This window comes from Oleiharenicola lentus (assembly GCF_004118375.1).
Lineage (GTDB): Bacteria > Verrucomicrobiota > Verrucomicrobiia > Opitutales > Opitutaceae > Lacunisphaera > Lacunisphaera lenta.
Genome location: NZ_SDHX01000001.1, coordinates 1,691,011 through 1,704,699, shown reverse-complemented (window position 1 = coordinate 1,704,699; position 13,689 = coordinate 1,691,011). Strand labels below are relative to the sequence as shown.

Sequence of the window (13,689 nt, the reverse complement as noted above, 5' to 3'; positions counted from 1 at the left end):
GAGCGCAGCGAAGGATCCAGCGACTACGGACATAGTATCCGGTGCCTGCTGGATTCTTCGCAGCGCTGAGAATGACACGAAACGAATGACATGTCTCAACCGGGCACAGCCGTGAAACCCGTGGCTAAAAAACGCATCGTCCTCCTCGGCGCCACCGGCTCCATCGGCGAGAGCACGCTCCGCGTCATCGCCGCGCACCGCGACCGGCTGGAGCTCGTGGGCATTGCCGCCCAACGCAATCACGCGCGTCTCGCCGAAATCGCCAGACAGTTTGGCGTGCGCCATGTTGGTTTGCACGACGCGGATGCGCTCAAAGCCGCCCGCAGCGATCCCTCCTTTCCACCCGGCACCCAATTTCATGGAGGGATCGAAGGCCTCAGCGCCCTCGCCGCCCTGCCCGAGGCCGATACCGTGCTCATTGCCGTCGTCGGCACCGCCGGCCTGCAGCCCGCGCTCGCCGCCATCGCCGCGAAGAAAACCATCGCCCTCGCCTCCAAGGAAATCCTCGTGATGGCCGGCAAGTTCGTGATGTCCGCCGCCCAGGCCAACGGCGTGCGCCTGCTCCCCGTGGACAGCGAACACAACGCCGTTTTCCAGTGCCTGGAAGGCCACCGTTCCAGCGACGTCCGCCGGCTCGTGCTCACCGCCTCAGGCGGCGCCTTCCGCGACTGGCCGCTGGAGAAACTCGCCACCGCCACGGTCGCCGACGCCCTCAAGCACCCCAACTGGGCCATGGGCCCCAAGATCACCGTGGACTCCGCCACCCTGGCCAACAAAGGCCTCGAACTCATCGAGGCACAGTGGCTGTTCGGCCTCCGCGCCGAGCAGTGCCAGGCCGTGCTCCACGCGCAGAGCATCGTCCACTGTCTCGTCGAGTTCACCGACGGCTCGATGCTGGCGCAGATGTGCCCGCCCTCGATGACTTTCCCCATCCAGCACGCCCTGCTCTGGCCCGACCGCGCGCCCGCGGGCACGGACAGCGCCCTGCCGCTGGAGAAGGTGTTCTCGCTCGATTTCCGGCCGGCCGACGAGACCCGCTACCCCTGCCTGCGCCTGGCCCGCGAGGCCATGCGCGCCGGCGGCACCGCCCCGGCGGTCTTCAACGCCGCCAACGAGGTCGCCGTGGCGGCCTTCCTCGCCGGGCGCATCCCCTTTCTTGCGATTCCCCGCGTGACGGAGCATACTCTGTCCCGCATGCCGACCGTTGAACCAAAGTCCCTCGCCGAGGTCATTGCCGTGGACCAGCAAGCTCGTGCGTCCGCCACCGCGCACCTCCCGACGGTCGCCTGATCCCCATGCTGCAACTGCTCCTCGCCATCGGTCTCGTCACCCTCTCGATCTTCATCCATGAGCTGGGGCACTTCCTCGCGGCCCGCTGGCGCGGGATGGTCGTGCCGCGTTTCTCGATCTTCGGCATCGGCAAGCCCATCGTCAGCTGGAAGTGGCGCGGCGTGGAATACTGCATCTGCTGGCTGCCTATCGGCGCCTACGTGATGGTGCCGCAGCTCTCGGACCTCGGCGATTTCGAGGGCGACGTGCCCGAGGCCGCCAAGAACCTGCCGCCTGCGAGCTACCTCTCCAAGGTCATCGTCGCGGTCGCCGGCCCGGCCGCGAACATCCTCTTCGCCCTCGCCCTCGGCTGTATCGTCTGGGCCGTCGGCGTGAACGTGCCCGCTGAGTTCAACCGCACCGAGATCGGAGAGGTGGCCAAGGAAGTCGTGACGACCGACGGCAAGACCGTCCCCGGCCCGGCCTTCGCCGCCGGGCTCCAGCCGGGCGACATCATCCGCTCGGTCGACGGCAAGCCGGTCGCGAATTTTCAGGACCTCATCACGGCCATCATCCTCGGCTCCCAGATCGCCCCGGACGGACGCCGCGTCATGGAAATAACCCTCGAGCGCGCCGGCGCCACGCTCACCAAACAGGTTTATCCCGAGCTGACCGGCACCGAGGGCCTGCGCACCGTCGGCCTCGCGCCGCGCTCCGACCTCGTCATCGACAAGGTGAACGCCGACTCCCCGGCCGCGCTCGCCGGCCTCCGCGCCGGCGACCGCATCATCGCCGTGGACGGCAAACCGCTGGCCCGTCGCGACGAGTTGCGCGAACACTTCCAGAAAAAGTCCAACGAACCGAGCACCCTGCTCATCCAACGCGACGGCAAAGAGCTGACTGCCTCGCTCCAGCCGCGCCTTCAGACGATTGAAGGCCAGACCCTCTTCCTGATCGGCGTCACTTGGCGCATCGAGACGGTGCTCATGCACCCGACGCCCTTCGCGCAGATTGGCGACGCCCTCACCCAGGTTTACCAGACGCTCTCCAGCCTGCTCAACCGCCAGTCCGACATCGGCGTGCGGCACATGAGCGGCATCGTCGGCATCGTGGACAACCTCCAGCAGGTCGCGACCATCGGCATCATCCCCGCCCTCGCCTTCCTGATCGCGATCAATGTCTCGCTGGCGATCTTCAACCTGCTGCCCATCCCCGTGCTCGACGGCGGCCACGTCGTCTTCGCCACGCTGGCCAAGCTCCGCGGCAAACCCCTCAACCCGGTCTGGATGCAAAACGCTGTCGCCGCCTGCTTCGTCCTGCTCATCGGCCTGATCGTTTACGTGAGCTACAACGACATCCGCCGCGCCATCCAGGGCCGCAGCGAGGCCCCGCCCGCCAAGAGCGCCCCCGCCAAACCGGTGGAGCCGGTGCCGGCCGGCAAGTAACAAGGATCAAGTCACCAATGTATCAAGAGTGGGCGGAAACTGGCCGTTCCGAATCTTGATCCTTGTTACCTGCTACTTGTAACTTCTCACCTCTCCCATGTCCTACTGCTCCTCCCGTTTTCAGACCGTCCGCCGCCGCACCGTCGAGGTGAAGGTCGGCGGCGTGGGCGTCGGCGCCGACCACCCGGTCCGCGTCCAGTCCATGACGACCAGCGACACGCAGGACGTCGCCGCCACGGTGAAACAGTCCATCGCCCTCGCCGAGGTCGGCTGCGAGATCGTCCGCATCACCGCGCCCAACGTGCAGGCCGCGAAATGCCTCAAGGACATCCGCGCGCAGTTCAGTGCCGCGGGCTTCGGCCACATCCCGCTCGTGGCCGACATCCATTTCCTGCCCTCCGCCGCCATGGAGGCCGTCGAGCACGTCGAGAAGATCCGCGTCAACCCCGGCAATTACGCCGACAAGAAGAAGTTCGCGGTCAAGGAATACACCGACGCCGACTACGACGAGGAACTGCAGCGCATCCACGACGCCTTCTCGCCCCTCGTGAAACGTGCCAAGGAGCTGGGCCGGGCCATGCGCATCGGCACCAATCACGGCTCGTTGTCCGACCGCATCATGAACCGCTACGGCGACACGCCGCTCGGCATGGTCGAGAGCGCCCTCGAGTTTCTGCGCATCGCCCGGTCGCACTCCTACCACGACATCATCCTCTCGATGAAGTCGAGCAACCCGAAGGTCATGATCCAGGCCTACCGCCTGCTCGTTTCGCGCATGGCGCAGGAGGACATGCACTACCCGCTCCACCTCGGCGTGACCGAGGCCGGCGACGGCGAGGACGGCCGCATCAAGAGCGCCATTGGCATCGGTTCACTGCTGCTCGACGGCCTCGGCGACACCATCCGCGTGTCGCTCACCGAGGATTCGGTTTACGAAATCCCCGTGGCGCAGGCAATCGCGGCCAAGGCGATGAGCCTGTGGCGGGAATCAGATCCTCAGGTTTCAGGTTTCAGGTCTCAGGTTTCGGACTCGATAGATCCCTATCACTTCACCCGCCGCGAGCCGGCGGTGCTGAAGCTCTCCGAGCGCTGCCTGGTCGGCCCCGAGCAGCCGCCACGGGTCATCGTGCGCGTTGCATCGTTGGACCAGCTGCCCGAAGCCGCGCAGGCGCTCGCCGCGCCCAAACTCAAGGACACGCCCGCCGAGGGCCTGCTCGTGCCCGTCGCCACGCCCGGTGATCTTGCCACGCTCTGCGAAACCGCGGCCAAGACCGCGCTACCGGTGGATTTCCTCGCCTTGGAAATCGCCCCCAGCCTCTCCCCCGAGGTGCTCCAGCCGCTGCTGGCCCTGGTGAAGGGACGCATGATGCTCGTGCGGAAATTCGCTGCCACCGACACCGAGGCTTTCGCCGCCTTCACCGATCTCGTGCGTCGCCACGGCCAGTTCCTCGCCGCCGAGATTGCTCCGGTTGATTTGCCTGCTTTCGAACCGCTGCTGCGCGCGTCCGGCGACGCCGGCCTCGTCTTTACGCTCAGTTCTTCCGCCGCCGCTGGTCACGCCATCGGCGACTACCGCCAGCTGGTCGAGGCCCTAAAAACCGCCGGCTCCCGCGCCCCCCTCTGGATCCGCAACACCGCAGCCACCGCCGTGCGCGGCGACAACAGCTTCCTGTCCAAGCTCCTCGAGGCCAGTTTCCTCACCGGCAGCCTGCTCTGCGACGGCGTGGGTGACCTCGTCAGCATCGAGACCGAGACCGACGTGGCCCGCGCGACCAAGCTCACCTACAACGTGCTCCAGGGCGCCGGCGCGCGCATCTCCAAGACGGAGTTCGTCGCCTGCCCGAGCTGCGGCCGCACGCTTTTCGACCTGCAGACGACCACGCAGCGCATCCGGGCGCAGACCGGCCACCTCAAGGGGGTGAAGATCGCCATCATGGGTTGCATCGTGAACGGCCCGGGCGAGATGGCCGACGCCGATTTCGGCTACGTCGGCGGCGCCCCGGGCAAGATCAACCTCTACGTCGGTAAGAATTGCGTCCAATACAACATCCCCCAGGCCGAGGCCGACGCCCGCCTCATCGCCCTCATCCGCGAGCACGGCAAGTGGGTGGATCCCGAGCCGCACCAGCTGGCGAATGCCTGACAAACCGGGCGGACGCCCTGGGTTAGGACCGAGTATTGCCCCCCTGCGCGCCATTGGGCAGCCACCTCATCTTGGCTGCATCCTTTTCGTGGGAATCGTGTCTTTGCTGGTGACCTCATCCAACCCTGTCTTGGCTTCCGTGTTCTCTGTGTATTCCGTGGCTAATCCCGCTTGAGCGACCCGACTCCAGAACTTGATCCCGACCTCCTGCACCGCGCGCAAGGGGGCGACCAGGCCGCCTTCGGCGTCATCATGCGCACCTACCACGAGCGCACCTTCCGGCTCGCCTACGCCATCGTCCACCGCGAGGCCGATGCCCGCGACATCGCCCAGGAAGTCTGGCTCACCGTTTGGAAGAACCTCGGCACCTTCCGCGGCGACGCCCGTTTCACCACCTGGCTGCACCCGATCGTCACCCGCAAGGCCCTGGACCACCTCCGCAAGCGCCGCCGCTGGTTCGACCGCTTCCTGCCCTTCAACACGGGCGACGACAACGCCGTCGAGGTCCCCGAGCCCGCCACGACCGACGACGCCCGCTCACTCCACGAGGGCAACGAGACCGTGGAGCGCGTCCGCGCCGCCATCGCCGCCCTGCCACCGAAGCAGCGCGTCGTCCTCGCCCTGCGTGAACTGGAGGGCCTCAGCTACGAGGAAATCGCCACCGCCACCGGCGTCCCCACCGGCACCGTCATGTCCCGCCTCTTCCACGCCCGCAAACTCCTCGCCGAGAAACTCGGTCCGCCCGCCAATCACGAATAACCGCGAACTTGGTCACCACGAAACACACCAAACACACGAAATGACCTGTCTGTCCTGTGCCCCAATCAAGTAGCCGCGCTTGAGTCCCGCGAACGCGGGATGAAAGCGTGGTCCGAACGACTTCCCCTGCTACCTCCTTCCAAACTCTTTTCGTGTATTTCTTGTGTTTCGTGGTTAACATCTCCTCAGCAGCCCTCCCCATGAAAACCATCCTCCGCCTCGCCCTGCTGCTCGCCGCTTGCACCGTCCTCCTCGGCACCGCCCGGGCTGAGCGCGCCACGATCGAGGGCATCCTCATCACCGCCTCCAACGAGGCAGGCTCGACCGACCGCCGCCTCGCGCCCTACGAGGCCACGCTCCGCCGCATCCTCCGCTTCGAGACCTTCCGCCACGTCGGCTCCGACCGCACCAGCCTCGAAGTTCCCGCCAGCGGCAGCCTCAACGTCGGCGACGGCCACCAGCTCGCCCTCGAGACCGAGCAGAGCGACGGCAAATCCGTCCACGTGAAGGTCCGTTGGACCGCCGGTGGCCGGACGCTGATGAACACCGGCCTCGTCCTCCGCCCCGGCGTCCCCGCCGTCCTTGGCGGCCCCGCCACCGGCAACAAGGGCGAGGTGTATGCGGTGATTTTGGTCGGACGCTGACCAGGGAGTCCCGTCGCCAAACTTACGCTTTTGCCCGAGATTCAGATCAGCGCGGAAAGCGTAAGTTCAGAAACCGAGTCTTGAGGCCAAGGGACTTAGGTCGCAATCATCCCCACATGAAACCCCGGCAACTTACGCTTTTCACTGAAGCCGAATAACACTGTTAGCCACCGAAAGTGATCGAGACGTTCTACATCTACGCCGACGGTTCCGATCTCGATGATATCGCGGCGGTATTGCGGGCTCGCATTGAAGCGTTCATCGCCCCCTATGGCGGTCGAGTGCGCGTTGTGGATCAGCGCGAAGAAAGAAAGGAAGAATCGGCCGATTGGCCCGATTGGGATTTGGGAGTGAATTTCGAGTTTGAGACGCTGTCGGACACAGAGAAGAAGGACCTCCTCTTGTTTTTCCAGAGTCTCTCGGCCGAGTTTGGCCGAGACTTCATCGTCGGTGGCGTGTTGCCTAGCGGCCAAACAGAAGATCTTCTATCGGTGGCTGCGGGCGAGACTCTCGACCAAGCATTCGACCTTTTACTCACTCATGAAAAGAAGGGCTAACCATCAGCCAGAGCCAATGCGGACCAGCGCTCCGCGCCGGCCCGCATGGCTCATCTGAGACGTTGGGCAAAGAACCGATGCTATTGCTGACCGCATATCTTCTTACTGGCGTGCTGACATTTTTCGGCTTTCGCGTCGCCTTCAAGAAGGCGCATCTCGATTCGAAGGATCACGATAGGATTTGGATGTCTTGGCTCAGGACGCCCGAGGGTTGGCTTTTCGCAATCCCTTTTTGGCCATATCTGGCGGCCGCTTCCGTCCTCTGGTTTTTCGCCGAATTGCTACACTCGTCCGGAAAGAAAGAAATGAAGCGACGCGAGGAAACCGAGGCTGCAAGGGACAAGCGTTACGACCATCTGACGCTCGACCAGAAGATCGATTTGCTAAAAGCCGGGGCACAAAAGAAAGCGCCCAACCAACCGCCACAAACAATGATCGGGAGCGAGGCTCCCGATCATGTCTGAGCTGAAACGTTCGGCGGAAAAGACATCGATGTTCTCGCTCTTCCAAAAGAAGTTCCCACCCGTTGCTGACTTCGATTCAAAGAAAAAAGAAGTGGTGGCAGCGCACTACAAGAAGGTCCTCGACGTGATCGACCTAATCGAAGCCGAGATGAAGCGGATCGGATATTGGACCGTTGGCGAATGCCCACCCCTCGATCCGAAGCAGATCTATTCCGGCATCTCCTATCCAGCTTGGTTGCAGTTCGTCTTTCTCCCCGGAGTCCGTCGGGGAGTTGAGGCGGGCGACCTCAGGGCCATTCCCCAGTATCGCGTCGGTCTGGCCGCATTGCGGCAGTATGATTATCATTCCGAGATTCCCGAAGCTCACCCGTTGATGAATCTCTGTTTCGAGTTGGAGAAGGCTTTGCCGCCTCTCGAAGAATTAAGAGGGCCGAACCAGCCGCCCGAGCCAATGGCCGGGCTAGCGCCCGGCCATGGCTCATCTTGATCGATCGGCAATGATGGACCGCCTCTCATCAGCACGTATAGCGACATCAGCATCAGCTTTTCTCGATGCCGGTGTAGTGCTGGCTGCCGCAAAGAAACAGCACTCGCTCCCGGTATACTTCCTCTTTGGACAGTCTATTGAGCTTTCGCTAAAGTCATTCCTCCGGGGAAAGGGTTATTCCAAGAAGAGGCTTCGTGACATATCCCATGATCTCGCCCTAGCGCTCACAAAAGCTAGCCAGGAAGGGATCGACGAGTTCCTGAAGATATCCGCGGACGACTCTGAACTGATTGCCAGCCTTGGATTTCATTATAGGAGCAAAGATCTGCAGTATACCGAGGTTGGTTTGAAGGCCCCTTACCCTGACATCAAAGACGTCGAGAGCTTCGCGAAGAAGCTTCTCGCTGCCGTTAGGCCGTTCGCAGATCAAAACCTCAAAGCTCACTATGGCAAATCTACCGCAGTGCTTTAAGGCCGATCTCTGCCATTCGAGCCAACGAGCCACAGCGCTCGCGCTGTGACTCGCGGCTCACTTGAAACGATCGGCAAAATACCATGAGCATCTTCAGCAAGCTATTCGGTAGATCATCACAGAAAACTCCGGGGCTGCGCCCCTTCGTGTCTGACTGATGACGTTGACAGCAGATATGGAGGACGAACTCAAAGTCGCGATGCTCCACCACGTGCGCTACGAGATCACGCATTGCCTGATCATTCCTGCGTGGCGCGAGGATGCGCCGATGCTTAAAGAAGCCATCTTTCTGTCATTCTTTGTTCACGCCAGGAACCTGATTCACTTCTTTGAGCGTGAGCGGAAAGATCCTACTCAGGACGACGTTTACGCCAGCGACTATGGGTTTCCACGCCGCGACATCAGCTTAGCAGCCGATGATCGAATGAGATTCGGGAAGGACATGATGCACATTACCTCCAGGCGCGAGCGCCACACCACGATCACGAAGCCCTGGCCTATTCTGCAGACCTATTCGGCACTAAAGCCTGTCGGCTATGATTTCAGCCAGCACATCGTCAGGAACTTTGCCCCACGCCTCTCAGTGGCGGAGCGCGGCGCGTGGATGGAACTTTCATCACTCCTCTCGAGTCCGAGCGCACAGCTGATCTGTACCAAAGAAGAGCCCAAGTTGCCAGAGACAACGCGCGGGAAGTGACCATCATTCGCATGACCCAGCCCCGCTCCACTCCTCCCCTAATTTCAGGTTCAGAGCTCGCTCTTCCGTGCGTGTCTCATCCTAAATGATCAGCAGATGAGCCACGATGCTTTCACACGCCTCCGATACTCCCTGATCGGCGGCGCATTTGGACTCATGCTGAGCCTGCTGCTCATCTCCGTTCTCTCATCTCAACCGCTGATCGGGCTGAAGAAGGTTCTGACAGGCATTTTCTGCGCTGCGATGGCTGGTTTCTTTTTCGCGAACGCTTCATGCGGGGTTCAGCATAAGAGGATGTGGGCGAGAGGCAGCCCAGTGACGGTCGAGAATAGCGGTCGCGGGTTCTATTGGTTTCATCTGCCCATGAATTTTGTCTTCGGCATCGCCTTGAGCACCTTTGCCATCTTGGCATGGACCGGCTTTATAAAGATAGGCTTCTGAAGAGCCGATCCAGGCACTACGGTTCTGAAATGGGTTCACGCGGCGGAAATTGATCTCGCCAGTTGACCATTGCCAAATCCCGAGGCCGGCCTGACTTCTTGCGCGCTCCCCATGAAAACCGCTTCCTGTCATGCTTGGATCTGTGCTCTGCTTTTGCTCGCGGTCGTCGCCGCCCGGGCCGAGATCAAGCTCGGCGCCGGCACCACGGTGCACTTCGCCTCGGTGGAACAGGCCGCTGACGTCCTGGGCACCAGCGATGATTTCGTCCAGCGCCTCAGTCCCTTCGACCGGGCGGCGCGGTTGAAGACCAGCCGGGCCGTCAGCGAGAAGGAGTTCCTCCAGTTCGTCACGGGCAAGGTGCTGCCGTGGAGCAACGCGGAGCGGGAGAAAATGTCCGCCGCCCTGGACGCCGTGCAGGCAAAGCTGGCGGCGCGCGCCCTGCCGCTGCCCAAGGACATCCTGCTGATCCGCACCACGGGCGACGAGGAGGGCCAGGCCGCCTACACCCGCGCCCATGCCATCATCTTCCCCACCGACGACCTCGCCCAGCCCCAGGCCGGCCTGGAGAAGCTGATCTGCCACGAGCTGTTTCACATCCTTTCCCGGACCAACCCCGCCCTGCGCGAGGCGCTCTACCGGGCGATCGGCTTCGAGGCCTGCGACGAGGTGGCCTTCCCGGCCGAACTGCAGGCCCGCAAGATCACCAACCCGGATGCCCCGCGCAACGACCACTGCCTCCGCGTGCAGGTGGCCGGCGAACCGCACTGGGTGATCCCGATCCTCTTCGCCGGAGCCGAGACCTACGACGAGGCCAAGGGCGGCGAATTCTTCAACTACCTCCAGTTCCGCTTTCTGCTGGTCGAGCGCACCCCGGGCTCGTCCGCCGTCACCCCGCTCCGCGCCGGCGGGGAAGCCCGGCACGTCGGGCTGAATGAAGTGTCCGGCTTCTTTGAACAAGTGGGCCGCAACACGCGCTACATCATCCACCCGGAAGAGATCCTGGCCGACAACTTCAGTCTGCTGGTGCTCGGCGGCGCGCCCGTGGCCTCGCCGGAAATTCTGCAGAAACTGGAAGCGGTCCTGAACGCACACGCCACCAATCTGCCGTAAAGCCTGCGATTACCCCACGAGGAAACGCTTGTCTTTAGGTAGGGGCCGATCTCCGAGCGGCCCGGCAACATTCGCGAAAGCCCCCGGCCTGCCCAGAGGTCAGGCCCTACCTTACTCATCGCATTTATGGCAAAGTCCGGCGCGGGCAGACCCATTTACTGCCAAGTTTACTCGCGGATCATTCCGCCCCGAATCTGCTCAACCAATATACCATCTCGGCATTTGACGCGGGAGGGTGAGTGGACAGGCTCACTGCCAGCTTTCCATGCCCTCCTACACTCTGAAAGTTAACGGGCAGGCGCACACGGTCACCGTGGCTGCCGACACCCCGCTCCTCTGGGCGCTCCGCGACAACCTCGGCCTCGTCGGCACCAAATATGGCTGCGGCATGGGCCTCTGCGGCGCCTGCACCGTCCACCTCAACGGCGTGCCGGTGCGCTCCTGCCAGACGCCCGTCTCCGCCGTCGGCAACACGCCCGTCACCACCATCGAGGGCCTCGACCCCGCCGGCGCGCACCCGCTGCAAAAAGCCTGGTGCGACCACGACGTCCCGCAGTGCGGCTACTGCCAGGCCGGCCAGATCATGACCGCCGCCGCTCTCCTCAAGCAGACCCCCTCGCCCACCGATGCCGACATCGACGCCGCGATGGCCGGCAACCTCTGCCGCTGCGGCACCTACGTCCGCATCCGCGCCGCGATCAAGGATGCGGCGACAAAGAAGGTTTCCCTGGAGGGCCCGTCTCCCGACGGGCCGCGGTCGGTGCGGAGACCGACCCTCCACGAAAGCACGGAGGCCGTGTCATGAAACCCTCCGACTCACCCTCACTTTCACCTTCACCCTCCCCTAAGGCCCTCCCCCGTCGCGAATTCCTGCGCATTTCCGCCCTCACCGGCGGCGGCTTCGCCATCGGCTTCCTGCTGCCGGGCCAGACCTTTGCCCAGGCCGCGGCCAACCTGCTCGACGACACCGCGAAGCAGTTCACGCCGAATCCCTTCATCCGCATCACGCCGGAGAACATCATCACCATCCTCGCGAAAAACCCCGAGACCGGCCAGGGCGTGAAGACCCACCTGCCCATGATCGTGGCCGAGGAGCTCGACGTGGACTTCAACACCATCGTCGTGGAACAGGCCGGTCTGCGCGGCGACGTCGGCGCCCAGTTCGCCGGCGGCAGCCGCTCCACGCCGGACAATTACCAGCGCCTCCGCGTGGCCGGCGCCACCGCGCGCGTGATGCTCATCGAGGTGGCGGCCCAGACCTGGGGCGTGCCCGCCGACCAGCTCACGACCGAGAAGGGCCGCGTCATCCACTCCGCCACCGGCCGCAGCGCCACCTACGGCCAGCTCGCCACCAAGGCCGCCACCCTGCCCATCCCCGACGAGAAAACCGTGCGCCTGAAGAAGGAAGGCGAGTTCCGCGTCATGGGCTCGCGCGTCGGCGGCGTGGACAATCCCGCCATTGTCACCGGCCGGCCGCTCTTCGGCATCGACCAAGTGCTCCCCGGCCTGGTCTACGCCGCCTACGAAAAGTGCCCCGTCTTTGGCGGCAAGGTCATCTCCGCCAATGTTGAGCGCATCAAGAAGCTCCCCGGCGTGCTCGACTGTTTCGTGCTCGAAGGCACCGACAACCCCAACGGCCTCAAGCCCGGCGTGGCCATTGTCGCCACCTCCACCTGGGCGGCGTTTTCCGCCAAGAAACAGCTCAACGTCGAGTGGGACGAGAGCGCGGGCGCGGGCCACTCGAGCGAAGCCTTTGCCGCCAAGGCGGCCGCAGCGGCCAGGGCCGGCGGCAAGAACGTGCGCACCGACGGCGACGTTGCCGCTGCGCTTGCCTCCGCCGCCAAGGTCGTCGAGGCCGAATACACCTACCCCTACCTCAACCACGCCACGCTCGAGCCGCAGGGCTGCACCGCGTGGGCCAAGGACGACGGCATCGAATTCTGGACCACGTCGCAGACGCCCGGCTCCGGCCAGGATCTCGTCGCCAACACCTTCAAGATCCCGAAGGAGAAGCTGAAGCTCAACTTCGTGCGCGGCGGCGGCGGCTTTGGCCGGCGCCTCGCCAACGACTACATGGCGGAGGCCGCAGCCATCGCGCTGCGCACGGGCGGCAAGCCCGTGAAACTCACGTGGACCCGCGAGGACGACATGCGCCACGACTGCTACCACCGCCCCGGCGGGTTCCACTTCCTCAAGGGCGCGGTGGACGCCGCGGGCAAGCTCAGCGCCTGGCAGAATCATTTCGTGACCTACGGGTTCAAGAACACCGAGCGACCCGCCTCCGGCGCGGACCTGAGCCCCGACGAACTGCCCGCGCGCTTCGTGCCGAACTTCCACCTCGATCAGACCATCCTCTCCACGATGATCCCGAGCGGCCCGATGCGCGCCCCGCGCAGCAACGCACTGGCCTGGGTGTTCCAGAGTTTCATAGACGAACTGGCTCATGCCGCCGGCCGCGATCCGGTCGAGTTCCGGCTCGAACTGCTGGGCGACGACCGGGTCGTGCCGCCGAGCACCGGGCAGCGGGGCGCGCCCTACGACACCGGCCGCATGAAGGCTGTGGTCCGTCTCGCCGCCGGGAAATCCGGCTGGGGCCAACCGCTGCCCAAGGGCGAAGGCCGCGGCGTCGCGTTTCATTTCTCCCACTCCGGCTACGTCGCGATGGTCGCGCACGTCGCGGTGGCCCAGGATGGCACGCTGACGGTGAAGGAGTTCACCACCGTCGCCGACGTCGGCCCGATCATCAACCTGAGCGGCGCCGAGAACCAGATGGAGGGCTCCGTCATGGACGGACTCGGCGCGATCTGGCTGCAGGAAATGACGTTCGACGAAGGCCGCGCCGTGCAGAGCAACTTCCACGACTTCCCGTTGCTGCGCATCAACGCCGCGCCGAAGGTCACGGTCCACTTCATCCAGAGCGCCAACCCGCCCACCGGCCTGGGCGAACCGCCCTACCCGGTCGTGATGCCCGCGGTCTGCAACGCGATCTTCGCCGCCTGCGGCAAGCGCATCCGCACCTGGCCGATCCTCAAGAGCGACCTGAGCTGGAGCTGAACATGGAGGGCGGGTCTCCGCACCCGCCGTTCCGGACCACTGGAGCCGGCCCGCCCTCGGGCCGGTTTTTTTTGGCCCTGCGGGGAGGCCTCGCAGGACTGATCGTCACCCCATTTGGAGGGCACAGCTCCAGCTGTGCCGGGCTTG

The 13,689-nt window shown here is 64.1% G+C and carries 14 protein-coding genes; all 14 read left to right on the top strand.

Annotation, left to right across the window (positions count from 1 at the left end):
* The first annotated feature begins 120 nt into the window (after positions 1-120).
* The 14 genes from dxr to ESB00_RS07015 all read left to right on the top strand — a co-directional run bounded on the left by dxr (position 121) and on the right by ESB00_RS07015 (position 13,542).
* Complete coding sequence (gene dxr, locus ESB00_RS07080; protein ID WP_246026422.1) at positions 121-1,290, top strand: 1-deoxy-D-xylulose-5-phosphate reductoisomerase; 1,170 nt, start codon at positions 121-123, stop codon at positions 1,288-1,290.
* Between the two features lie 5 nt (positions 1,291-1,295).
* Complete coding sequence (gene rseP, locus ESB00_RS07075) at positions 1,296-2,714, top strand: RIP metalloprotease RseP (RefSeq protein ID WP_129047009.1); 1,419 nt, start codon at positions 1,296-1,298, stop codon at positions 2,712-2,714.
* 97 nt (positions 2,715-2,811) lie between these two features.
* Positions 2,812-4,857: a (E)-4-hydroxy-3-methylbut-2-enyl-diphosphate synthase gene (ispG, locus tag ESB00_RS07070; protein ID WP_129047008.1), complete on the top strand. Its 2,046-nt coding sequence runs from the start codon at positions 2,812-2,814 to the stop codon at positions 4,855-4,857.
* 171 nt (positions 4,858-5,028) lie between these two features.
* Positions 5,029-5,616: an RNA polymerase sigma factor gene (locus tag ESB00_RS07065; RefSeq protein WP_129047007.1), complete on the top strand. Its 588-nt coding sequence runs from the start codon at positions 5,029-5,031 to the stop codon at positions 5,614-5,616.
* Between the two features lie 200 nt (positions 5,617-5,816).
* Positions 5,817-6,260: a hypothetical protein gene (locus ESB00_RS07060; RefSeq protein ID WP_129047006.1), complete on the top strand. Its 444-nt coding sequence runs from the start codon at positions 5,817-5,819 to the stop codon at positions 6,258-6,260.
* Between the two features lie 176 nt (positions 6,261-6,436).
* The gene (locus tag ESB00_RS07055; protein WP_129047005.1) at positions 6,437-6,817 is read left to right on the top strand and encodes a hypothetical protein; all 381 of its coding nucleotides are present in this window, start codon (positions 6,437-6,439) and stop codon (positions 6,815-6,817) included.
* 77 nt (positions 6,818-6,894) lie between these two features.
* Entirely contained in the window at positions 6,895-7,281 is a 387-nt protein-coding gene (locus tag ESB00_RS07050; protein WP_129047004.1) for a hypothetical protein, read from the top strand.
* A complete protein-coding gene (locus ESB00_RS07045) occupies positions 7,274-7,768 on the top strand; it encodes a YqcC family protein (RefSeq protein ID WP_129047003.1) in 495 nt (164 codons plus the stop codon). The genes ESB00_RS07050 and ESB00_RS07045 overlap by 8 nt, the downstream gene beginning before the upstream one ends.
* 10 nt (positions 7,769-7,778) lie before the next feature.
* Entirely contained in the window at positions 7,779-8,240 is a 462-nt protein-coding gene (locus ESB00_RS07040) for a hypothetical protein (RefSeq protein ID WP_129047002.1), read from the top strand.
* Positions 8,241-8,397: 157 nt separating this feature from the next.
* Entirely contained in the window at positions 8,398-8,937 is a 540-nt protein-coding gene (locus tag ESB00_RS07035) for a hypothetical protein (RefSeq protein WP_129047001.1), read from the top strand.
* A 96-nt stretch (positions 8,938-9,033) separates the two neighbouring features.
* Complete coding sequence (locus ESB00_RS07030; protein WP_129047000.1) at positions 9,034-9,378, top strand: hypothetical protein; 345 nt, start codon at positions 9,034-9,036, stop codon at positions 9,376-9,378.
* A gap of 111 nt (positions 9,379-9,489) precedes the next feature.
* Positions 9,490-10,488, top strand: coding sequence for a hypothetical protein (locus ESB00_RS07025; RefSeq protein WP_129046999.1), 999 nt, complete (start codon positions 9,490-9,492; stop codon positions 10,486-10,488).
* 265 nt (positions 10,489-10,753) lie between these two features.
* Positions 10,754-11,293, top strand: coding sequence for a (2Fe-2S)-binding protein (locus ESB00_RS07020; protein WP_129046998.1), 540 nt, complete (start codon positions 10,754-10,756; stop codon positions 11,291-11,293).
* Positions 11,290-13,542: a xanthine dehydrogenase family protein molybdopterin-binding subunit gene (locus tag ESB00_RS07015; RefSeq protein ID WP_129046997.1), complete on the top strand. Its 2,253-nt coding sequence runs from the start codon at positions 11,290-11,292 to the stop codon at positions 13,540-13,542. Before ESB00_RS07020 ends, ESB00_RS07015 begins: the two co-directional genes overlap by 4 nt.
* The last annotated feature ends 147 nt before the right edge of the window (positions 13,543-13,689 follow it).

Excerpts from the sequence above, each read along its gene's own strand:
- rseP (WP_129047009.1), top strand. The coding sequence starts at position 1,296 with ATGCTGCAACTGCTCCTCGCCATCGGTCTCGTCACCCTCTCGATCTTC.
- ESB00_RS07035 (WP_129047001.1), top strand. The coding sequence starts at position 8,398 with ATGACGTTGACAGCAGATATGGAGGACGAACTCAAAGTCGCGATGCTC.
- ESB00_RS07030 (WP_129047000.1), top strand. The coding sequence starts at position 9,034 with ATGAGCCACGATGCTTTCACACGCCTCCGATACTCCCTGATCGGCGGC.
- ESB00_RS07050 (WP_129047004.1), top strand. The coding sequence starts at position 6,895 with ATGCTATTGCTGACCGCATATCTTCTTACTGGCGTGCTGACATTTTTC.
- ESB00_RS07015 (WP_129046997.1), top strand. The coding sequence starts at position 11,290 with ATGAAACCCTCCGACTCACCCTCACTTTCACCTTCACCCTCCCCTAAG.
- ESB00_RS07025 (WP_129046999.1), top strand. The coding sequence starts at position 9,490 with ATGAAAACCGCTTCCTGTCATGCTTGGATCTGTGCTCTGCTTTTGCTC.
- ESB00_RS07045 (WP_129047003.1), top strand. The coding sequence starts at position 7,274 with ATGTCTGAGCTGAAACGTTCGGCGGAAAAGACATCGATGTTCTCGCTC.
- ESB00_RS07060 (WP_129047006.1), top strand. The coding sequence starts at position 5,817 with ATGAAAACCATCCTCCGCCTCGCCCTGCTGCTCGCCGCTTGCACCGTC.
- ESB00_RS07040 (WP_129047002.1), top strand. The coding sequence starts at position 7,779 with ATGATGGACCGCCTCTCATCAGCACGTATAGCGACATCAGCATCAGCT.
- ispG (WP_129047008.1), top strand. The coding sequence starts at position 2,812 with ATGTCCTACTGCTCCTCCCGTTTTCAGACCGTCCGCCGCCGCACCGTC.
- ESB00_RS07020 (WP_129046998.1), top strand. The coding sequence starts at position 10,754 with ATGCCCTCCTACACTCTGAAAGTTAACGGGCAGGCGCACACGGTCACC.